Origin of the sequence: Microvirga arsenatis, assembly GCF_009910705.1 — a bacterium.
GTDB classification, from domain to species: Bacteria; Pseudomonadota; Alphaproteobacteria; order Rhizobiales; family Beijerinckiaceae; genus Microvirga; species Microvirga arsenatis.
On the sequence record NZ_JAAAXJ010000007.1, the window covers coordinates 210391 to 232641 of the forward strand.

Annotated in this window: 18 protein-coding genes; 10 read left to right on the forward strand and 8 right to left on the reverse strand. The window is 63.5% G+C overall.

Annotated elements, in window-relative coordinates; all coding sequences use genetic code 11:
- Positions 1-22: 22 nt before the first annotated feature.
- Positions 23-3121 (forward strand): PAS domain-containing protein, encoded by a 3099-nt coding sequence (locus tag GR303_RS15100; RefSeq protein ID WP_161723069.1) that lies wholly within the window; start codon positions 23-25, stop codon positions 3119-3121.
- A gap of 8 nt (positions 3122-3129) precedes the next feature.
- Here GR303_RS15100 and GR303_RS15105 read toward each other — a convergent pair whose 3' ends face one another.
- The 7 genes from GR303_RS15105 to GR303_RS15135 form a co-directional block, all read right to left on the reverse strand.
- On the reverse strand, positions 3130-3774 hold the full coding sequence (locus GR303_RS15105; RefSeq protein ID WP_161723070.1) for a ThuA domain-containing protein: 645 nt from the start codon (positions 3772-3774) through the stop codon (positions 3130-3132).
- A gap of 33 nt (positions 3775-3807) precedes the next feature.
- A complete protein-coding gene (locus GR303_RS15110; RefSeq protein ID WP_161723071.1) occupies positions 3808-4983 on the reverse strand; it encodes a Gfo/Idh/MocA family protein in 1176 nt (391 codons plus the stop codon).
- Between the two features lie 5 nt (positions 4984-4988).
- On the reverse strand, positions 4989-5756 hold the full coding sequence (locus GR303_RS15115; protein WP_161723072.1) for a sugar phosphate isomerase/epimerase family protein: 768 nt from the start codon (positions 5754-5756) through the stop codon (positions 4989-4991).
- Positions 5757-5823: 67 nt separating this feature from the next.
- Positions 5824-6903: an ABC transporter ATP-binding protein gene (locus GR303_RS15120; RefSeq protein WP_161723073.1), complete on the reverse strand. Its 1080-nt coding sequence runs from the start codon at positions 6901-6903 to the stop codon at positions 5824-5826.
- 3 nt (positions 6904-6906) lie between these two features.
- Positions 6907-7791 (reverse strand): carbohydrate ABC transporter permease, encoded by an 885-nt coding sequence (locus GR303_RS15125; RefSeq protein ID WP_161723074.1) that lies wholly within the window; start codon positions 7789-7791, stop codon positions 6907-6909.
- Positions 7788-8723: a carbohydrate ABC transporter permease gene (locus GR303_RS15130; protein ID WP_161723075.1), complete on the reverse strand. Its 936-nt coding sequence runs from the start codon at positions 8721-8723 to the stop codon at positions 7788-7790. Before GR303_RS15130 ends, GR303_RS15125 begins: the two co-directional genes overlap by 4 nt.
- Before the next feature lie 78 nt (positions 8724-8801).
- Positions 8802-10043: an ABC transporter substrate-binding protein gene (locus GR303_RS15135; protein WP_161723076.1), complete on the reverse strand. Its 1242-nt coding sequence runs from the start codon at positions 10041-10043 to the stop codon at positions 8802-8804.
- A gap of 158 nt (positions 10044-10201) precedes the next feature.
- Here GR303_RS15135 and GR303_RS15140 point away from each other — a divergent pair, with 158 nt between their 5' ends.
- The 3 genes from GR303_RS15140 to GR303_RS15150 all read left to right on the forward strand — a co-directional run bounded on the left by GR303_RS15140 (position 10202) and on the right by GR303_RS15150 (position 13999).
- Positions 10202-11272, forward strand: coding sequence for a LacI family DNA-binding transcriptional regulator (locus GR303_RS15140; RefSeq protein WP_161723077.1), 1071 nt, complete (start codon positions 10202-10204; stop codon positions 11270-11272).
- A gap of 45 nt (positions 11273-11317) precedes the next feature.
- Complete coding sequence (locus tag GR303_RS15145) at positions 11318-12316, forward strand: Gfo/Idh/MocA family protein (protein ID WP_161723078.1); 999 nt, start codon at positions 11318-11320, stop codon at positions 12314-12316.
- Between the two features lie 225 nt (positions 12317-12541).
- Positions 12542-13999, forward strand: a complete 1458-nt coding sequence (locus tag GR303_RS15150) for a phosphomannomutase (protein ID WP_161723079.1) — start codon at positions 12542-12544, stop codon at positions 13997-13999.
- A 12-nt stretch (positions 14000-14011) separates the two neighbouring features.
- On the opposite strand, the gene GR303_RS15155 is transcribed toward GR303_RS15150, so the two are convergent.
- On the reverse strand, positions 14012-14905 hold the full coding sequence (locus GR303_RS15155; protein WP_161723080.1) for a glycosyltransferase family 2 protein: 894 nt from the start codon (positions 14903-14905) through the stop codon (positions 14012-14014).
- Between the two features lie 291 nt (positions 14906-15196).
- Here GR303_RS15155 and GR303_RS15160 point away from each other — a divergent pair, with 291 nt between their 5' ends.
- The 6 genes from GR303_RS15160 to rfbC all read left to right on the forward strand — a co-directional run bounded on the left by GR303_RS15160 (position 15197) and on the right by rfbC (position 22202).
- Positions 15197-16504, forward strand: a complete 1308-nt coding sequence (locus GR303_RS15160) for a nucleotide sugar dehydrogenase (protein ID WP_161723081.1) — start codon at positions 15197-15199, stop codon at positions 16502-16504.
- A gap of 78 nt (positions 16505-16582) precedes the next feature.
- A complete protein-coding gene (locus GR303_RS15165; protein WP_161723082.1) occupies positions 16583-17437 on the forward strand; it encodes an ABC transporter permease in 855 nt (284 codons plus the stop codon).
- A gap of 10 nt (positions 17438-17447) precedes the next feature.
- Positions 17448-18215, forward strand: coding sequence for an ABC transporter ATP-binding protein (locus GR303_RS15170; protein ID WP_161723083.1), 768 nt, complete (start codon positions 17448-17450; stop codon positions 18213-18215).
- Positions 18216-18438: 223 nt separating this feature from the next.
- On the forward strand, positions 18439-20352 hold the full coding sequence (locus GR303_RS15175; protein WP_161723084.1) for a glycosyltransferase domain-containing protein: 1914 nt from the start codon (positions 18439-18441) through the stop codon (positions 20350-20352).
- A gap of 189 nt (positions 20353-20541) precedes the next feature.
- Entirely contained in the window at positions 20542-21603 is a 1062-nt protein-coding gene (gene rfbB / locus GR303_RS15180) for a dTDP-glucose 4,6-dehydratase (RefSeq protein WP_161723085.1), read from the forward strand.
- Between the two features lie 41 nt (positions 21604-21644).
- Entirely contained in the window at positions 21645-22202 is a 558-nt protein-coding gene (rfbC, locus tag GR303_RS15185) for a dTDP-4-dehydrorhamnose 3,5-epimerase (RefSeq protein ID WP_161723086.1), read from the forward strand.
- Positions 22203-22251 lie beyond the last annotated feature (49 nt).

Consider the following 22251-nt stretch of genomic DNA (forward strand, 5'->3'; position numbering starts at 1 on the left):
ATCCCACGGGAGGACAGGTCAGGTGGAGCTTCGCCTGCCATCCCTGCGCGCCCGCCTTCTCCTGATGGTCGTGGCGCTGCTGGCGCCGGCCTTCCTGGCTGCAGGCCTCATACTCTATGTCGGATACCTGCATGACCGGGAGAAGGTGGAGAACCACCTGCTCGAGACGGCACGGGCCCTGTCCCTTGTCGTGGACCGCCAGTTCGGCCAAGCGGAGGCGCTGCTCTGGTCCCTGGCGGCTTCGCCCCAACTCCAGGCACGGGATTACAATGCTTTCGATGCTTTTGCCCGCAAGGCTATCCGGCTGCCGGATGCATGGATTCTCGTCGAGGAGCCCGGACGGCAGGTGGTGAACACCCGCCTTCCGCCCGGCGCCATCCTGCCCAAACTGAGCCCCCAGGCCCACTGGAACGGCCTTGCCCCCGGTCAGGCCAGGGTCAGCAATCTCTTCATCGGACTGGTTGCCAAGGCACCAGCCGTGGCCGTCGATTCCCTTGTGATCAGTCAGGATGGCACGCCTCATTACCTGTCGGTGCTCATGCCGGCCGATGCCGTCAGCCGCATCCTGTCCGATCAGGGGCTGCCCGCGCCCTGGACGGGTGCCATTCTCGATCGGAACGGCACCGTCGTCGCCCGTTCCCACAATCCGGATGCGTTCGTCGGCAAGCCCGCAACGGAAAGCACGGTGCAACGCGTGCAAGCCGGGACGACTCAGGGTGTGTTCGAAGGCATTTCGCTGGACGGGACTCCGACGGTGATGGCTCTCTCCCGTTCGCCCTCGTCAGGGTGGTCCACCCTCGTTGCCGTTCCGCAATCGGAGGTCACGGCCGGGGCGCGCGATCTTGCCCTGGCGCTCGCCGGTACGGGCAGCATCCTTCTCGCTTTGGGAGCAGCTCTGGCCTTTCATCTTGCACGTCGCATCACGCGGCCCGTAGAGACGCTGGTCAGCGAGGTGCAGGCGATGCAGAGCGGCACCTTCGCGCCTTCTGATCTTCTTGCATCCGAATGGGAGTTCAGGGAGACCGCGGCGCTCCGGCAGGCCTTCGACGAGACCCGGCAGATCCTGCGCCAGCGCGAGACCGAGCGCGATCGGGCCCACGACAGCCTCAGAACCACGAACGAAAGCCTGGAGCTCAGAGTCGAAGAGCGCACCCAGGAACTCGAACAGGCGAATGCCAGCCTCAGAGAAAGCCAGTCGGCTCTCGCGGAGCGGGAGGCGCTTTATGCGGGCGTCTTCCGCTTCAGCACGGATGGGCTTCTGGTGCTCAGACCCGCCCCGAGCGGGAACATCGCCGTGGAGGCGTGCAATCCCGCAATCGAGCATCTTCTCGGGAAGACCGCTGCCGAGACGACCGGAAAACCCCTGAGAGAAGTTTTTCCCGCAGGCCAGTGGCACCTCCTCGAATCGAAGGTAGGCGAGTGCCTGACGGCGGGCCATCCGATCGTCTATGAGCAGGAACACACCTTCCCGACGCGGAAAGGCACCTGGATGGTGACGCTCGTCCCGATTCGCGAGGACAGGATTCCGGTCACCCGGGTTCTCGGCTCCCTGCGCGACGTCACTCATGAAAGGAGCGTGGAGGCCGAGCTGAGGAGGAGCCGGGATCGCTACAGCACGCTCTTCGAGCGCTCCCCCTTCAATCTCGCCGTCATCGGAGTCTATCCGAACGACCGCTTCGTCTACGAGGATGCGAACCCTCCGCTGCTCGAGTCGCTCGGCTTTGCCCGCGATCAGTTCGTCGGACGGGCTCCCGAGGAGATCTTCCTGCCGGAGACTGCGGCTTACGTGAAAAGCCATTACCGGACCTGCGTTGCGACAAAGTCGAGCATGGATTTTGAGGTGACGGGCAAGGTGCCGGTCGGCGAGGTTACGCGGCGGACGGTTCTCGTGCCGCTGCTGGATCCGGATGGTCACGTTGCGAAGATCTTTGTGACCTCCATCGACCTGACGGAGCAGCGCCGCATGGAAGAGCGGTTGCGTCAAGCGCATCGCCTCGAGGCCGTGGGTCAATTGACGGGCGGCATCGCTCACGATTTCAACAACCTGCTCACGGTCGTGATGGGCAATCTCGACCTGCTCAAGCGCGCCAAGCCGGAACGCGTGCCACTGCTGATCGAGAACGCCTTGAGCGCGGTCGAGCATGGACGGCGGCTGACGGCGCAACTGCTCGCCTTCTCGCGCCGCCAGCCGCTGAAGCCCGAAATCGTGGACCTCGGCACCATGATCGGCGGCATGCGCGACATGCTCAGCCAATCCTTGCGCGACGACATCGTTGTCGACATCGACCTGCCGCAGGGCCTCTGGCCGGTGGAGGTCGACGTGGCGCAACTTCAGGCGGCGCTGATCAATCTCGCGGCCAACGCCCGCGACGCCATGCCGAAGGGCGGCCTTTTCACGCTCTCGGCGCGCAACACGGTCTCGCAGAGCATCGGGACGGTCGAGACGGTTTCCATCGAGGTGAGCGACACGGGAACCGGCATTCCGCCCGAGGCTCTCCAGCGTGTCTTCGAGCCGTTCTACACCACGAAGCCTGTCGGGCACGGAACAGGGCTGGGGCTCGCGCAGGTCTACGGCTTCGTTCAGCAGTCCGGGGGAACGATCGACATCAAGAGCGAAGTCGGGCGAGGAACGAGCGTGACCCTGACCCTCGAGCGGGCCCGGGGTTCCCGTCAGGATCAGAACCCGATCGAGGAGACGAATCCCTCCGGCCCTCATGCGACGCTCCGGGTGCTGCTGGTCGAGGACAATGCGCAGGTGGCCCAGCTCGCCATGGCGCTTCTTCACGAACAGGGGCACGGCGTGGTTCATTGCGGATCGGCACCCGATGCCCTCCGAGTCCTGGACCAGGACTCCGCCTTCGACGTCGTTTTCTCGGATCTGGTCATGCCTGGCGGCATGGACGGCTTGGATTTTGCGCGGGTGATCCGCGAGCGCTGGCCTGCCATGCCGATCCTGCTCGCGACCGGCTACAGCGAATCCGTCGAGCGGGCCGTCAAGGAGGGCTTTCCGATCCTGAAGAAACCGTATCATCCCTCTGAGCTGCATCGCGCCTTGAAAGCCGTCATTGCGCAGCCGGAATTCGGCTCGAACGTCCTGCCGCTCAGGCCGCGACAGGCCTGACGTTCTCGTCAGGCGCGAGCGGCCCAGACCATTCCGCGCCGCAGGATGGTACGCATCTCCGGTACCTCGAACTCTTTTGCCACATGCCCGAGGGAGCTGTAGAAGACGCGGCCATGCCCGTGGCGCCGCTTCCAGACGACGGGCATCACAACGCCTTCGATCCAGAAGGCGTGCTCGCCCGAGAAGGTGGTCGTCGCGAGGACCTCGTTCGAGGGGTCAACATGCATGTAGTACTGCTCGGAGCGATAATCGAAATCCCGGATGTCCTGCATCACCGGATCGTCGGGCCGGGTGATCGTCACACGGTAGTCGATGATGTTGCCGGGATGCGCCACCCATTGGCCGCCGCACATGAACTGGTACTCGACCGCCTCGCGGAAGGCGTCGCCCATGCCCCCATGGTAGCCGGCGAGTCCCGTGCCTTCGCGAACGGCCTGCGAGAGATTGGCGGCCTCGTCCTTCTCGATCTTCGACATGGTGAAGATCGGCACGATCAGGCTCATCGTATGGAGCCGAGGGCTGGCGAAGGCCTCGGTCGAGGGTTCGAGGTGGACCTTGAATCCCTCTTCCTGCAGCATTCCGGCGACGATCGAAGCACATTGCTCCGGCTCGTGGCCGTGCCAGCCGCCCCATACGATGAGCGCTTCCCGCATCGTTGCGTTCTTCCCCTCAGGCGATGAAGGACCTCAGGCGGCGGAAGCCGTCTGAGGCAGGCCCTTCCAGAGATTGGCCGCATCGGCGTCATCCAGGACGGCCGGGCGCTCGAGCGTGGTGGTGATCGCCTTGGGTTGCCCCGTCGCCGCGCCTTCCAGAATGGAGTGCATGACCTCGAGAACGTGCAGGCCGAGCCGGCCGCTGGAGCGGTGCGGCGTGCCGTCGAGAACGGCGCTTGCGAGATCGGCGAGGCCGAGCGCCCGGTAATTGGCCTTGTTCGGCATCTCGGGGGCCCAGTTCGGCGAGCGCCAGTTGGGGGCGCCCAGCGGCATCTCGCCCGAATCGACCGCGCGCCAATCGCCGCCGCGCTCGGTGAGCTCCACCTGGCCGCCGAAGAAGTTGGGGTCCGGCACGCGCAGCGATCCTTCCGAGCCGTAGATCTCGATGGCCGGGTGGCCGTGCTTCCACACGTCCCAGCTCATGCAGAAGGTGACCTGCGCACCGGAGGCGAACTCGAGCAGGGCCATCACGTGGGTCGGTGTCTCGACCGCGATGCGCTGTCCCTTGCGCGGCGAGTCCGAGGTGACGACACGCTCGGGGAAACCGATGCTGGACATGGCGACGACACGCTGCACCGGCCCGATCAGGTTGACGAGGGTGCTCAGATAATAGGGCGCCATGTCGAGGATGGGGCCGCCGCCCGGCTTGAAGAAGAACTCCGGGTCCGGGTGCCAGTGCTCCATGCCGTGCGACATCAGGAAGGCCGTTCCGGACAGAATGCGGCCGATGGCGCCGTCGTCGACCAGCTTGCGGGCGAGCCGCCCGCCGGCGCCGAGAAACGTATCGGGAGCGCAGCCGAGATGCAGCCCGCGGGCTTCCGCCTCGTCCACGAGCCTGCGCCCCTGCTCGAAATCGACCGCGAGCGGCTTTTCGGAGAACACGTGCTTGCCCGCGCTGAGGGCTGCCAGCGACACGCCGAAATGGGCCGCCGGCACGGTGAGGTTGACGACAAGATCGATGTCGTCGCGGGCGAGAAGCTCATCTACCGTGAGCGCCTCGACACCATGGCGGCTCGCCTGGGCCTGAGCAACCTCCGGCCGCATGTCCGCACAGGCCCGAAGGGTGAGGCCGCGGTAGGCGGGGATATTCTGGAGATAGATGCCGGAGATGTTGCCGCATCCGATGATGCCGACATTGAGGGAGTTCATGATCGCTAATCCTCGATGGAGCGCAGGAAGTCGAAGCTGGCGCGGGCCGTTCGGGCCGGATCCGCCGGTTTGTCGTGCTCGACCACCATCCATTCGGCGCCCGCGCTGCGACACACGCGCCAGAGCTCGCGCCAGTTCAGGGTGCCGGAGCCCACGTCGGCCCAGCCGTCCTGGTCCTCGTTCTGGCCCGCAGGGGCGATATCCTTCACATGGGCCGCAGTGATCCTGTCGCGGTAGCGGGCGATCCAGTCCTTGGGATCCGCCTCGCCGCGCACGAGCCAGGCCACGTCGACCTGCCAGGCGAGGGGGCTCGAGCCGGCAGCCTCGAAGATCAGCTCGAGGGCTGTCTTCGCCCCGTCCTTCGGCTTCAGCTCCCAATGATGGTTGTGGTAGCCGAGACGAATGCCGTCCTTCTGGAGGCGTTCCGCGATCTGCCCGAGCTCACGGCCGAGCGCGCGCCAGCCATCCGCCGCCATGTCGCGCTCCTCCGGGGGCACGGCCGGCATGTAGAGGTTCGTGAAACCCAATGTCTTGCACGCATCCACGATGGCATCGGGCTTCTCGCGCAGGGCCGCCATGCTGACATGGCTGGACGAGGCCTTGAGGCCGCGCGCATCGAGCTTCGCCCGGACCTCCGAAGCCTTGTCGAGATGAGAGCCGACCGCTTCCACGTAGCGGTAGCCGGCATCGGCGACGGTGTCGAGGATCAGGTCGAGATCCTCGAGGGATCTCAGGGTGTAGAGTTGAATCGAAAGGATGTCCGTGACGCTCATAAGGCCCTCAGAGGTTCGAAAAAACGGGCGCGACGGATCGTGGAGGGACCCGCTGCAGGACGTTGTGTCAGAGGCGCTCGCCGGAATCCGCGGCGAAGAGAGAAACCTCTGTGGGATCGACATGGAGCGTCACGCTCTCGCCGGGCGCAGGGCGCCGGGAGCCGGCGATGCGAACCTGGACCGAGCCTGCGCCGTCGCTGCACCAGATCACGGTGTCGGCGCCCATGGGTTCGACGATGTCGACCTTGAAACCGGGCCAGGTGCCGGCGCCTGAGATCTTCAGATGCTCCGGGCGGATGCCGAGCACGACCTCCCGGCCCGGCAACGGGGTGGCGGCAAACTGGTAGCCGGCGAGCGACAGCCGGCGCTCGCCGGAAAGGAAGCTCAGGCCCTCTCCGGTGTTCTCGATCCTGCCCTTGATGAAGTTCATCTGCGGCGAGCCGACGAAGCCGGCGACGAAGAGGTTGGCCGGGCGGTGGTAGATCTCGTCGGGCGTGCCGATCTGCTGGATCTTCTGCTCCTTCATCACCACGATGCGGTCGGCCAGCGTCATGGCCTCGATCTGATCATGGGTGACGTAGACCATCGTGGTCTTGCCGAGGCGGGCATGCAGCCGCTTGATCTCGACCCGCAGCTCGTTGCGCAGCTTGGCATCGAGATTGGACAACGGCTCGTCGAAGAGGAACACGGCGGCATCGCGCACCAGGGCGCGGCCGATGGCGACGCGCTGGCGCTGGCCGCCGGAGAGCTGGTCGGGGCGCCGGTCGAGGAGGGGAGTGATCTGCAGCAGCTCCGCAGCCCTGGCGACGCGCCTCTCGATCTCGGGCTTGGGCGTTCTCGCCATCTTCAGGCCGAAGGACATGTTCTCGCGAACGCTCATGCGCGGATAAAGCGCGTAGGACTGGAACACCATGGCGATGCCCCGGTCTTTCGGCTCCTCCCAGGTGACGTTCTTCCCGTTGATCCAGATCTGCCCCTCGGCCACGTCGAGGAGCCCCGCGATGGCGTTGAGCAGGGTGGACTTGCCGCAGCCCGAGGGGCCGAGCAGCACGATGAACTCGCCTTCCTGGATGTCGAGGGAAAGGCCGTCGAAAACCTGGACGGCTTCGAAGGCGACGGTCACATCACGAACGGAAACGGACGACATTCCTTACCCCTTCACAGCGCCGGCGGCGATGCCGCGGACGAACCAGCGTCCGGAGACGAAGTAGACGACGAGCGGAACGAGAGCCGCGAGCATGGTGGCGGCCATGTCGACGTTGTAGGCCCGCTCGCCCTGCGTCGAGTTGACGATGTTGTTGAGCTGCACGGTCATGGGCAGGTTCTGCCGGCCCGCGAAGGTGAGGCCGAAGATGAAGTCGTTCCAGATGCCCGTGACCTGAAGGATGGTCGCGACCACCAGGATCGGCGTCGACATGGGCAGGATCACCCGGAGGAAGATCGACCAGAAGCCGCCGCCGTCGATCCGAGCCGCCTTGAACAGCTCGATCGGCAGTCCCGCGTAGTAGTTGCGGAAGAGCAGCGTCATGGTCGGAAGGCCGAAGATCACATGCACCAGCACGATGCAGGTGAGCGAGTTGTAGATCCCCGTCAGCGAGAAGATGCGCACCAGCGGGTAGAGGAAGACCTGATAGGGAATGAAGGCGCCGAGCAGGAGCACGCCGAACATGACGTTGGCTCCCCGGACCCGCCAGAACGACAGGGCGTAGCCGTTGATGGCGCCCACGATGATCGACAGGATCACCGAGGGCACGAGAATGCGCACCGAGTTCCAGAAACCGACGCTGATGCCGTTGCATTCGAGGCCGGTGCAGGCGGACGACCAGGCCTTGGTCCAGGCCTCGAAGGTCATGGCCGCTGGCAGGGCCAGGATGTTGCCCATCCGGATCTCCTCCATCGGCTTGAGGGAGGTCACGACCATGATCCAGAGCGGCAGCAGGAAGAACAGGGCGGCCGTCGCCAGGAAGGCATAGATCCCGATGCGCCCGGCGGTGAGATGGCGGGGGCGTCGCCCCTGCGGCACGACGGCGTTCATGCGTGCCTCCCTTGCGGACGGATGTAGCGGACGTAGATCCACGGAGCCAGGATGCTCACGACGGTGATCAGCATGATGGTGGCGGCGGCTGTGCCGAGCGCGATGTTGTTGCGCTCGAAGAGATGGTCCATCACGAACTTGGCCGGCACTTCGGTTGCAATGCCGGGCCCGCCGAGGGTCATGGCCACCACGAGGTCGTAGAGCTTCACCACGCCGGTGGCGAGAAGCACGGTCGCGGTGATGACCATCGGGCGCAGCAGAGGCAGAACGACGGAAGTATAGACGCGCCAGGTGGGGATGCCGTCGACCCTGGCGGCCTTCCACAGGTCGGAGTCGATGCCGCGCAGGCCTGCGAGCAGGATGGCCATGGTCAGCCCCGCACCGTGCCACAGCCCCGCGATCACAATGGTGTAGATCGCCATCCTCTGGTTTACGAGCCAGTCGAAGGTGAAGCTCTCGAAGCCCATGTCGCGGACGAGCTTCTGTAGGCCGAGCCCCGGATTGAGGAACCACTGCCAGGCCACGCCCGTGACCACGAAGGACATGGAATAGGGGTAAAGGAAGACCGTGCGGAAGAGGCCTTCGCCGCGCACGTTCTGGTCGATGAAGACGGCGAGCAGGAAGCCGATGATGAGACAGCCGGAGATGAAGAGCGTGCCGAAAATGACGATGTTCGAGGCCGAGGTCAGAAAGCGGTCATTGGCAAAGAGGCGGGTGTATTGCGCAAGACCCACCCAGTCGAGCTTGGGCAGGAGCGTGGAACTAGTGAACGACAGGCGCACGGTCCAGAGCATGCAGCCGATATAGACGACGAGAACGACGAGCGCGGTCGGCAGGAGCGCGAAAGCTGCCGGCAGGCGTGTTCGCACGCTGCGCCGGATTCTTGTGCCGCTCGATGCGACACTTGGGGCGCGGATCGAGATGGTTTCCATTCGGGAGATCCCGTCGAGAGAGAACTGGCCGTGAAAAAAAGGCGGCTCGCCCCAGCCCCTGAGGCGAGCCGCAAGGATTTAGCCTGCGTCGCGCATAGCGTTGACGATCTTCTCGATGAAGGCGTCTGCCGTCATGTTCGGGTTGTTCCAGAACTGCGTGACCGCATCCTGCATGGCGCCCGAGAAGTTCGGCGGGCTCAGGATCTCCATGCTTTCCACCTGGTTCGCCGGATCCTTCAGGATGGAATGAGACTTCTGAGCGCAGACGTCCATGGAGGACACGTCAACGTCCATCCGCACCGGGATCGAGCCCTTCTTCTTATTGAACTCGACTTGGCTGGTGGGATCGGTCAGAACCTGGATCAGCTTGTCCTGGGTGGCCAGGGCCGTCTTGTCCTTGGTCTGAGGGAAGACGAAGACGTCGCCGCCGATGACCAGCTTCGGCTCTTGGCCTACGACGGTGCAGCCATATTCCTTGCCGGCCGTCTGGCCCGCAGCGATGAACTCGCCCTTGGCCCAGTCGCCATTGAAGTGCATGGCTGCCTTGTTGGTGATCACCAGAGCTGTCGCGTCGTTCCAGTTGCGGCCGGGGCTGCCCGGGTCGACGAGGCCGCGCATCTTGCCGAAGATCTCCACCGTCTCCTTGAACTTCGGGTTCTTCACGACATCCGGCTTGCGGGTGCCGTAGAGCTGGCGGAACATGTCGGCGCCGCCGTGGCCGACCATGACCGCCCGGAAGAGGTTGTGCTCCCAGGTCGGTTGGCCGCCGAGGGCCAGCGGGATGATGCCTTTGGCCTTCAGCTTCTCGCCGCTGGCGATCAGCTCAGGGAAGGTCTTCGGGGGCTCGAGGCCAGCATCGGCAAAGACCTTGGTGTTGTAGAACATCCAGTTCTGGCCGTGGATATTCACCGGAACGGCGTAGAACTTGCCTTGGCGCACCGTCGCGTCGACGATCGGCTTGGGCATGAGCTCGCGCCACTTGCCGGCCTTCGCCTGTGCATCGACATCGCGCACCAGGTCGTTGCTGACCAGTTCGTCGAACTGCTTGCCGGTGTTGAACTGCATCATGGTCGGGGGATTGCCGCCCACGATCCTGTTGATGCCGGCCGTGCGGGCGTTGGCGCCGCCGGCGATGGCATTGTCGACCCAGGTGCCGCCGGCCTTGGTGAACTGGTCCGCAAAGACCTTCACGGACGCGGACTCTCCGGCCGACGTCCACCAGTGGAGAACCTCGGCCTTCATCTGCTGTGCGAGAGCTCCAGAGCTCCAGACGAGGGCAATAGAAAGGGTATACGCGGAAACGCGTGTCTTCAGGCGCATGGCTTCCTCCCAGAAGCGTTTTATCGATTTTTGTAATCGATTACATCTTGAGGTATAGGTTGTAGTCGGTTTTTGGATTAGTCAAGAGACTAGTTGATGTAAGTTTTTGGTCCTGAGAGAAGGTTACACATCTTCTCCGGACCCTAGAGGTAACCTGCATGAGCCGGAAAAGATGGCGTTCGGTCAAGGAGATACGCATTGCCGACGTCGCACGACTTGCAGGCGTGTCAACGGCCACGGTCAGCCGCGTCCTTTCCGACCCGGACAAGGTCCGGAAGAAAACCCACGATCTCGTGATGGAGGCGGTGCGGCGCAGCGGCTATATCCCCAACAGCACGGCCCAGAAGCTGCGCACCCGCCGCACCATGAACGTGCTGGTGGTGGCGCCGCGGCTCACCAATCCCGTCTTTGCCGAGGTGCTTCGCGGCGTCGACGACGAGCTGACCGAATCAGGCTACGGCATCATCATCGGCAACCTGGACAACCGCAGGGAGCGCGAGGCGCGCTACGTCGATCTGGCCCTGTCCCGGCAGGTGGACGGGGTGCTCCTCCTGACAGGCTACATTCCGGGAAACGGGCGTCGCAGCATGAAGGAGGCCGGGCTTCCCATCGTCGGCATGTGCGCCGCCATCGACGACAGGTCGATTCCCAACGTCGTCGTCCAGGACCGGGAATCCGCCCGCAGGGCTGTGGAGTACCTGGTGCGGCTCGGCCATCGGCGGCTGGGCTACATCTCCGGCACGATCGGCTCCATCATCGAGACGGAGCGCTACGCGGGATTCTGCGAAGGCATCGCGGAAGCAGGCCTGGGCGCAGCCGACTTCGTGCGGTGGGAGGGGCCGTTCGTCTTCTCCACGGGCGTTGCGGCGGCCGAGGGGTTCCTGCAGATGAAGGAACGCCCGACCGGCATCTTCGCCGCCTGCGACGAAAGCGCGATCGGCTTCATCAAGCGTGTCCGAGCCGAGCGGATCCGCGTGCCGCAGGACGTGTCGGTGATCGGGTTCGACGGCATCGAGTTCGCCGATTACACCGAGCCCGCGCTCACCACCTTCCGGCAGCCCCTCTACGAGCTGGGTCGCACCGGCGCGGATGTGCTGATGAGGATGATCGGGGGCGAGATGAGGCCTGAGGATTGGAGCATCCGCCTGGAGCCGACCCTGCTGGAGCGCGGCACCACGGGCCCGGTCCTGCACAAGGATTTTGCATCGCTGCGCCGCTCCAGGATGTGACGGCGCAGCATCTTTCAATCTCGTTCCTGTCTTGAGGAGACCACGATGAAGCCTGTGCGCTGGGGAGTGTTGAGCACCGCAAAGATCGGCCGGTTCAAGGTCGTTCCGGGGATGATGAAAAGCCCGCTCTGCGACGTCGTGGCCGTTGCATCGCGGGACGAGGCATCCGCGCGCGCCATGGCCGGCGAGCTTGGGATCCGCAAGGCCTACGGATCCTACGAGGCGCTGCTGGCCGATCCCGAGATCGAGGCCGTCTACAACCCGTTGCCGAACCATCTGCACGTGCCCATGACGCTTGCCGCGGCCGCGGCCGGCAAGCATGTCCTGTGCGAGAAGCCGATCGCCATCTCCGCCGACGAGGCGGAGCAACTCGCCCAGGCTTCAGCCCAGGTGCTGATCGCCGAAGCCTTCATGGTGCGCCACCATCCGCAATGGCACCGCGCCCGCGAGATCGTTCGGGAAGGGCGGATCGGCGAGGCGCGGGCGATCCAGGTGATCTTTTCGTATTTCAACGTCGACCCGGCCAATATCCGCAACCGACCTGACATCGGCGGGGGAGGGCTCCTCGATATCGGATGCTATGCGGTCGTTGCAGGACGCTACCTCTTCGAGGCCGAGCCTCTGCGCGTCGTCTCGCTGGTGGATCGCGATCCCTCCTTCGGAGTCGACCGCACCACGAGCGCCCTGATGGACTTTGGCGGGGGGCGCCAACTCACGTTCACGGTTTCCACGCAGTTGGTTCCGTTCCAGCGGGTCCAGGTCCTGGGAACCAAGGGGAGGATCGAGATCGAGATCCCCTTCAACGCGCCTCCGGATCGGCCGACCCGCATCTTCCTGGATGACGGTTCCCAGCATGGCGGCCTCTCGGCACAGGCTGTCGATTTTCCGGTCCTGGACCAGTACCAGTTCCAGGGAGAAGCCTTCAGCCGTGCCGTCCGCGGGGCCGAGCCGCTGGCTCATGGCTTGGGCGACGCGCTGATGAACATGCGCATCCTCGACGCGCTCCGCCGCTCCGAGGCCACAGGCGGATGGGAGGCCGTCTGACCCGCACCGTGCATCTTTCGGGGCTTCACGATACGGCTGCCGGCCGACCCTTAGTGGTAATCCGAATGCGCGGCTGTCCCATGAGGGCAATCGTGCGAGCCAAGTGAGCGAATTGACTTAAGGTGTGAGAGGTCAAAACTGTTTTTCCATGATTGAGCCGGTGCGAGACGCTGCGCCGAACAGGCCGTGAAAGTCTCTCGCCCGTAGAAAAACAGGCATATTGGCATGGATTATCTTCCGGAAGTCGCGCCCTCATCCCTCAAGTTCGGCACGAGCGGCCTGCGGGGGCTTGTTGTCGAGCTGAACGGCGTCCCCGCCTTTGCCTACGCACGCGCCTTCGCGGAAATGCTGAAGGAGGACGGCTCCGCCGCGGAGGCGAAGAACCGGGTGCTGGTCGGGCGGGATCTGCGCGAGAGCAGCCCGAGCATTGCCCAGCTCTGCTGCGCGGCCCTCGAGGCATCGGGCCTCGTCCCGCTCGATTGCGGCGCGCTTCCGACGCCTGCGCTGGCCTACCATGGGCTGCGCTTCGGGATCCCTGCCATCATGGTCACCGGAAGCCATATCCCCGAGGACCGCAACGGGCTGAAATTCTACCGAGCCCAAGGGGAAATCGACAAGAAGGACGAGGCGGCCATCCTGGCCTGGCATGCCCGGCTGAAGATCGATTCCCTGCCGAACAACGCCCGCGCCGTCCGGGCCCAGGCGCCGGAGATCGACCTGCTCGAGGCCTACCGGGCGCGCTACCGGGACTTTTTCGGCGAGGAGGCCCTGTCGGGCCTGACGGTGGGGGTCTATCAGCACTCCTCGGTTGCCCGCGACGTGATCGTCCAGGTGCTGGAAGCCCTGGGCGCGCGGGCGGTGCCGCTGGGCCGGGCCACGAGCTTCATCCCCGTCGATACCGAGGCCCTGCGCGAGGAGGACGAGGCCCTGGCCCGCCGGTGGGCGGGCGAGCGGGCGCTCGATGCCATCGTCTCGACCGACGGGGACGCGGATCGCCCCCTCATCTCCGATGCGTCCGGCGCCTTCCTGCGGGGAGATCTGGTCGGCGCCATCACGGCGAAGTACCTGGGGGCGGACGCCATCGTCACCCCCGTGACCTCCAACTCGGCCCTGGAGGGCTCGGGCCTCTTCGGCAGGGTCATCCGCACGCGGGTCGGTTCGCCCTTCGTCATCGAGGGCATGGGCGAGGCCATCCGCTCGGGGGCGCGGGCGGTGGTCGGGTTCGAGGCCAATGGCGGCGTTCTCCTCGGCTCCACAATCGTGCGCGACGGCCGTACCCTGGCGGCGCTCCCCACCCGGGACGCCATGCTGCCCATCCTCTGTGCCCTGGGCGAGGTCGCGGCGCAGGGCAGGTCCCTGGCCGAGATCGGCGCCGCCTTCGCCTTCAAGGCCGCCGCGAGCAACCGGCTGAAGAACGTGCCGAGCGAGAGGAGCGCGGCCTTCCTCCACCGGCTGCAGCAGGACGAAGCCTTCCGCGAGGATCTGATGTCGCGCCTGGGCGGCGTGGCGTCCCTCGACCCGCAGGACGGCCTGCGCATGATCGCCAGGAACGGCGAGGTGGTCCATTTCCGGGCCTCGGGCAACGCCCCCGAGCTGCGCGTCTATGTGGAAGCCGCCACCCAGGACCGTTCGTCGGCCCTGCTGGATTGGGGACTCTCGGTTGCACAGGAGCAGGTGGGCTGAGCTTGCCGAACCCTATCCCTCCAGAGATCCGAGCCGGCTCCTGAGCCCGTCCCGGATCCCTTTGGCGATCAGGCGCAGCCTCAGGGCCCGCTTGTCGGCCAGCGTGGTGTAGGTGGCTAGGAAGGCCGCGCACCGGCTGAGGAAGTAGAGCCGCCAGGCCGGCGGCGTGTAAGGCTGACGGGCGAGCCAGAGGGCATTTCGCACCCAGTAGTAGTTCCGAACCGGAACATGAATGGCGATCTGCCGCGTTCCGACCCGAACCACCCCCCGGCCGAGCCGGTGCTCGACGGTGGCCGTGGGCGCCAGAAAGCTCTTGTACCCGGCGGCGCGGGCCCTGAAGCACCATTCCACGTCGACGAGGTCGATGAAGAGATCTTCCCTGAACGGACCGACCGTGTCGAAGACCGAGAGGGGGATAAGGGATCCGGAAGCGATGATGAAGTCGCTGGCGAGAGGGCGTTTCTCGCCCCTGAGAGAAAGTCGCAGAAGGCGGAGCCCATGCGCCCGGTAGGCCCGTGTCTGCGTTTGGCTGTTGAGTTCGTAATAAGCTGGGCCGATGGCCGCGACATTCCCGTGGCTCTCTTCGACCAGCCGGAGGCCGTCGGCCAAGCTGGCCACCGTTCCAGGGCCAAGAACCGTATCCTGGTCGAGCAGCAGGGCATGGGAAAATCCCCCAGCCCGTGCCAGGGCGATTCCCCGGTTCTGGGCCGCCGCGATGCCGAGGTTCTCCGAGCTGGCGACGAGGGTAGCCCCGGCATCGGAGGCAACGCGCTGCACCTCTTCCGCATTGGACGATCCGTTGTCGACCACCGCAATGCCCTCGACCTGCGGAGCAAGGGCCCCAAACGCCTGCACCAGCAGCGGGATGTCCGGGTTGTAGGTCACCGCGACGGCCAGGACGCGCATGGATGCTCCTCGAGATCGAGCCTGTCCTACTAAAGTGGTCCCCGGAGGTGGGCAAGCAGGGGCCTGCGCCGGCGGGAAGCTTTCAACGGGAGCCGAGGCTTGCCGGCAGGGTTGCTGGGAAAGCCCCGACGGGGTATAGCGGCCCCCGAAAGGCTCTGGTCGGGATTGCTGGCCGGAGATGATTTCCCTTGCGGTAGGCGCGGCACTTTGGCGCCCTCCGAAGGTATGCGGTCTAGGGGATGCCCTGGTAAAAGGATCGCGCCGTCCCAAGCGCTTGAGGCCGAGTTTCCGATGCACAAAGACACGCTGCTGAAAAGACTGAACGACAAGACCGCTGTGATCGGCATCGTCGGGCTAGGCTATGTCGGTCTGCCGCTCTCGCTCCGCTACTCCGAAGTGGGTTATAAGGTCGTCGGCTTCGACATCGATCAGGAAAAGGTCGACACCCTCATGCGGGGTGAAACCTATATTGAGCATATCGGTTCCGAGGGCATCGCGAAGGCTGTTAAGAGCGGATTTGAGCCGACTGCCGATCTCACCCGTGCTCAGGACGTTGATGCCCTGATCCTGTGCGTTCCGACGCCGCTCAACAAATACCGCGAGCCCGACCTGAGCTTCGTGCTCAACACCGTCGATGCTCTGGTGCCGCATATGCGACCCGGCCAGATCATGTCGCTTGAGAGTACCACCTATCCTGGCACGACCGAGGAGGAACTGCGGCCGCGGCTCGAAAAGGCCGGCTTCACCGTCGGTGAGGATGCGTTCCTCGTCTTTTCGCCCGAGCGGGAGGATCCCGGCAACGCGAAGTTCAGCACGCACAACATTCCGAAGGTGTGCGGTGGCAGCACTCCGTCGTGCCTCGAGGTGGGTCTCGCGCTCTACGGGCACGTCATCAACACTCTCGTGCCCGTCAGTTCCACCCAGGCCGCGGAGCTGACCAAGCTCCTCGAGAACATCCACCGTGCCGTCAATATTGGCCTGGTGAACGAGATGAAGATCATCGCCGACCGCATGGGGATCGACATCCACGAGGTGATCCGGGCGGCGGCCACCAAGCCCTTCGGCTTCGTTCCCTACTATCCGGGGCCGGGTCTGGGCGGGCACTGCATTCCGATCGATCCTTTCTACCTCACCTGGAAGGCGCGCGAATACGGCCTTCATACGCGCTTCATCGAGCTCGCCGGCGAGATCAACAGCACGATGCCCGAATGGGTTGTCGAGAAGATCACGGCTGCTCTCAACGATCGAGGCAAGCCGGTTCGCGGCAGCAAGATCCTGGTGCTCGGTATCGCCTACAAGAAGAATGTCGACGACATGCGCGAGTCGCCTTCCGTCGAGCTGATGAGCCTTTTGCAGGCGAGGGGAGCTCAAATCGCGTACAGCGATCCTCACGTTCCGACGTTCCCGAAGATGCGCCGCTACTCGTTCGATCTTGCAAGCGTGGAACTCACTCCGGAGACGCTGGCGAGCTACGATCTGGTGCTTCTGGCGACCGATCACGACAGGTTCGACTACGACACCATCGAGCAACACGCGAAGCTCATCGTCGATACCCGCGGGCGCTACCTTGGGGCGCGGAGCAACGTAGTTAAGGCATGATCGGCAGGTGCGACGTAGGCCGTCGTATCGAGCTACATCTTCGTCAGTGGAGTTAAGGCACGGGAGTAAAGCCGTTCCATGTCTCGGATCGTCACCCTGCGCGCCAAGAACGGGATCAAGGAAACGAAGTTGAGAACCGACGTTTCGAAGGTTTTGGAGGTTTTTCGGGAGGTTCGCGACGGCTGGCGTTGGCGCGAGTTGTGGATGACGCTCGGATGGCGGGATGTGCAAACGCGCCATCGCCGCTCGAGAATCGGGCCTTTCTGGAACACTCTCAGTTTGGCTTTCGTTGCGACCTGCATCGGCACCCTGTACGGCGGGATCATGGGTCGTCCCATGTCCGACTATATCCCGCACCTCGTGACAGGATACATGATATGGGCGTTCCTTCAGGCTTTGGTGATCGAAGGCAAGGATGCCTTCGTGAGCAACGCTTCCGCCATTCGGGAGATCGCCGTTCCGGGCACGGTGTACATCTACAAGCTTCTTTGGAAGAATCTCGTTATTCTCGGATTCAACTCCCTTGTCTACGTGGCGGTTCTTGTTCTCTTCCAGGTTTGGCCCTTCCCGAACATTCTTCTGGTTGTACCGGCCTTGGCAATTGTTCTGTTGAACGGGATTTGGGTTGGCCTGCTGCTGGGGCTTATCAATGTCCGTTACAGGGATCTGGGGCAGTTGATCCCGAATGCGATGCGTCTTGCCTTCTTTGTGACGCCCATTCTCTGGTATCCGGACAGCGTCAGCGGGCTTCGTACGATCTTCGTGGATTTCAATCCTTTCTATTATTTCATCGAGATATTGCGCGCTCCGCTTCTGGGTCAGGCCCCCGATCCTCTGCTCTGGATCGTAGCTTTGGCGATCACGGTGATCGGCTGGGTGATTGCCGCTCCGATCTATGCCCATTGGCGTCGGCGAATTGCCTTCTGGGTTTGAGGTCGGAACGATGGCGTTTGTCAAACTTGAAAACGTAACGCTGGAATTCCCTGTCCAGGCTTCAAAGTCCGACAGGAGGAGGGTGCCCTCGCAGGGGGAAAAGCCCGTCGGCGGCCAGCTGGCATCCAGCCAGTCAGGTCAGATGGTCGTGCGTGCTCTCGATCACCTGTCGCTCACGCTCGAGCCAGGCGATCGCCTGGCTCTCCTGGGGCATAACGGTGCCGGCAAGACCACGCTTCTGCGCGTCATGGCGAAGCTCTATCCGCCCACGCATGGAAGAGTCACGGTTCAAGGACGTGTCGCGCCGTTGCTGAACCTTAGTTTCGGTCTCGACATGGACTCAACCGGCTATGACAACATCTTCATTCGTGGCCTCTTCCTTGGGATGAGCAAGGCGGAGTTGAGGAGAAAGGCTGACACCATCGCCGAGTTCAGCGAGCTTGGCGACTTCCTCGACCTGCCGATGCGGACCTATTCCTCGGGCATGCGGGCGCGCTTGGCATTCGCCATATCGACCCATGTCGAAACGGACATCCTGCTGCTGGACGAGGTTGTGGCGACGGGTGACGCCCGCTTCTTCAAGAAGGCCAACGAGAGGCTCGAGAGCTTTGCCCGGGAGTCCAAGATTCTCGTTCTGGCGTCGCACTCCAACAAAGTTCTACGGGAAATCTGCAACAAGGCACTCCTCCTCGAGCATGGGCGGCTCAAGGCATTTGGGGCGATCGACGAAGTCATCGAAACCTATGCGGCCTCCACTGCCGGAGATGCTAAGGCATAGGGGGCGCCCGTTCCGGCGGAGGTGCGATGGAAGGTGAGATGGGCATGAGCCGAGCATTCGCATCCTGGTTGCCTTGGGCTCTCCGATCGCAAGCCTCTGAGGTCTTGGATAGATGACACAGGATGCCATGCATTCCGGATCTCAGGGTACTGATCTGGCCGGTGCAGCCGACGCCGCAGCTTTGCGCGAACAGCTCCAGAGGCAGAGAGAAGAGATTGCCGAATTGCAAGCGACGATCCGCGGCCTCCAGGCGGAGATCAATGGGCTGCGAGGCTCCCTTTCCTGGACGGTGACGCGCCCGCTGCGGGCCTTGGCGCGCCGCGTGCCCGGCGTGGCGGCAGGGCTCCAGCGAGCCCTGGATCGGACCAAGGACGCTCTGGTCACAACCCTGCCGAGACAGACCGCGCAAGCCTTGTTCGACAATCGCTGGGATGTGAGAGGCGATATCGAGGAGCAGATCTCGGCCTATCGCGCCTCTCCCTCCGAGGGACGCAGGATCGTTCTCTTCACCGCGATTTTTGGGGAATACGACAACCTGCTCCTGCCGGAGAGGATCGATCCGAGCGTCGACTACGTATGCTTTACGGACCGTCCCCGGAACGATTACGGCATCTGGCAGATGCGCTCTGCACCCTATTATCATCCCGATCCGACGCGGATCGCGCGCTGGGTGAAGACGCATCCGCACGAGCTTTTCCCGAGGCACGAGGCTGCCGTTTGGCTCGATGCCAATATCGTCCTGAAAGGCGACATCCGAAGCTATGTCGAGCGGGTCGAGCGCCAGGGCGCTCAGCTTGGGCTGATCCCGCACCCGCATCGCTCATGCTTCTACGATGAGGCGGAAGCCTGCAAGCGGCTCAAGAAGGATGCCTCGAAGCTCATCGACCGACAGGTCGAGGAATACCGGAAGGCGGGCCTGCCCCTGAAGCAGGCTCTGTATGAAACCGGCTTCATGATCGTGCGCCTCAAGGACGCCGGGATCGGGGATGCCCTTCATCTCTGGTGGCAGCAGATCGAGCGGTTCACCCGAAGGGATCAACTCGGGCTTGCATGGGTGACCTATCGTCATCCTGATCTTCGGATCGTTCCGCTGCTTCCGGAGGGGGCATCGGTCAGGGATCACGAGGATTTTCTCTATTTCCGCCACAGCTTCGCGCGGGCTTTGGTCATCCCGGAGGTTCTTCGGAAGAGCGGGTCCCTCCGCAGCCCCGTTGCAGGCCCGAGCTTTGCCGAGGTCAGGGCCCAGCGGCTGGAGCCTTTGACCGAGGTTCCCATCGATATCGTGGTCTGCGTCCACAACGCCCTGGAGGATGTCCGCCTTTGCCTGGAGGCGGCCTCGTCATGCCTGCTCCCGAGCCATCGGCTCGTCATCGTCAACGACTGCTCCGATGCGGAGACCACTTCCTATCTTCGCGAGTTCTCGGAGAGCCGGGACCAGATCGCCCTGCTCGAGAACGAGCATAACCTGGGCTATACGCGCTCGGCGAACCGGGGGCTTGCTGCGGGAACGGCCGGCTTTCGCATCCTGCTGAACAGCGACACCATCGTCAGTCCCGACTGGGCCTTGAAGCTCCTCGAAGCGGCCAACCGAAGCGAAAGGATCGGCATCGTGGGGCCGCTCTCGAACGCCGCCGGCGCGCAATCCATCCCCCGCATCAAGGGCGATGGCAAGAATACCGCCATCAATCCTCTGCCGGCAGGCATCACTCCTTCGGATCTCGACCGTGCCTGCGAGGCATGGAGCGACGCCGATCTCCTGCCCCGTGTGCCGCTGGTTCACGGCTTCTGCTTCGGCATCAAGCAGCAGGTGATTGAGAGCATTGGGTTTTTCGATGAGGAGAACTTCAAGCTCTTCTATGGGGAAGAGAACGATTACTGCCTCAGGGCGCTCGGCGCGGGCTTCGAGCTCGCCGTTGCCACCAACACCTTCGTGTACCACCGTAAGTCGAGGAGCATCGACGAGGAGAAGCGGGTGGTTCATATGGCAGAGGCCTGGAGGCGCCTGCGGGAGCTCTATGGGGCGGATACGCTCCTCTCAGCCTACCGGCAGGTGGAGGAGCACCCCCTTCTCAAGCATATCCGAACGGAAGCCGAAGGCTTTTTCCAATCTGCAGGCAAAGGGGAGAAGGTCTCGTGATGTACCGCCTTGGGCCGAGCGGGGCCTGGATGTGGCTTATTGCCGTCGGTGCCAGAGAGCGAATCCCGGCCGTGGACGATATTACTTTTATCGGCTAGTACCCTTCCCGACCGGGCATGCCATCAATTCCCTGCTTTAAGATCATGGGCAATAGTCTTGGCGACAGCGGGTGACGAAAAGAGCAAGGTTATGACAAAGAAGTTCTTGGTAACCGGTGGTGCCGGTTTCATTGGGTCGGCGGTGGTGCGCAAGCTCATTTCGAGCACGCCCCATCAGGTCCTCGTCGTCGACAAGCTGACCTATGCTGGCAATCTCGACTCTCTCAAGCCGGTTGCCGGAAGCGACCGCTACGGTTTCGTGCAGGCCGACATCGCGGATGCCCAGCGGATGCATGAGGTCATCGGCGGGTACCAGCCTGATGTCATCATGCATCTCGCGGCCGAAAGCCATGTCGACCGCTCGATCGACGGCCCGGGCGAATTCGTCCAGACCAATGTGGTCGGAACCTTCACGCTGCTTCAGGCTGCCCTTGCCTACTGGAGCAAGCTGGAGCCCGTGCGCCGGGAAGCCTTCCGCTTTCATCACATCTCGACGGACGAAGTCTTCGGATCGCTGGGTGCCGAGGGCTTCTTCCATGAAGAATACCCTTATCAGCCCAATTCGCCCTATTCGGCCTCCAAGGCGGCCTCGGACCACTTCGTCCGCGCCTGGCATCACACCTATGGCCTGCCGACACTGATCACGAACTGCTCCAACAATTACGGGCCCTACCATTTTCCCGAGAAGCTCATTCCGCTCATGATCCTCAATGCGCTCGAAGGAAAGCCGCTGCCGGTCTATGGCAAGGGCGATAACGTGCGCGACTGGCTCTATGTGGAGGACCATGCCGAGGCGCTGATCCTCGTCGCCGAGAAGGGCAGGGTGGGCGAGAACTACAACATCGGAGGCTGGAACGAGCGGGCGAACATCGATGTCGTGCGCTCCATCTGCCAGCTTGTTGATGAAATGGCTCCGGACCAGGCCATCGGCCCAAGGGAGAAGCTCATCACCTTCGTCGCCGACCGGCCCGGCCATGACCTGCGTTACGCCATCGACGCCAGCAAGATCGAGCGCGAGCTGGGATGGCGTCCTGCCGAAACTTTTGAAACCGGCCTGAGGAAGACCGTCGCCTGGTATCTCCAGAACCAGGCATGGTGGGAAAGGGTCCGCTCCGGCGTCTATCGCGGCGAGCGGCTTGGGGTCGCTGTTTAGCCGCAACGAGCGAGCATGAAGCGATATACAGAGGATTGAACGTGCTAAGCGTGGAATCGACCGTGATCCCTGAAGTGAGGTTGATAACGCCACCTCGCTTTAGTGATAACCGGGGCTTCTTCTCCGAGGTCTATAACAAGCAGCGTCTTGCTGACGCTGGGATCGTCGTCGACTTCGTTCAGGACAACCACTCTCGCTCGGCTGCGGCTGGAACGGTCAGGGGACTCCATTTCCAGGCTCAGCCTTTCGCCCAAGCCAAGCTCATACGGGTCGTGCGCGGCCGCATCTTCGATGTGGCTGTCGATATCCGGCGCTCCTCTCCAACCTTCGGGAAACACGTATCCGTTGAGCTGTCCGCCGAGAATGGCCGACAGCTTTTCGTGCCTGTCGGCTTTGCGCACGGCTTCTGCACGCTCGAACCTGACACTGAGATCGAGTATAAAGTCTCGGCCTACTACTCGGCCCCCCATGATTGCGGTTTGAGCTGGAACGATCCTGCTCTCGACATCGCTTGGCCTGTCGATCCGGCGCAGGCTGTACTTTCCGATAAGGACCGCAGGCAGCCCTGTTTGGCAGAATTGCCTGAGTATTTTTCTTGAAGACAACCCCTCATGACCTCCTCGGGAGGCGCCAGGGATCAAGGAGACG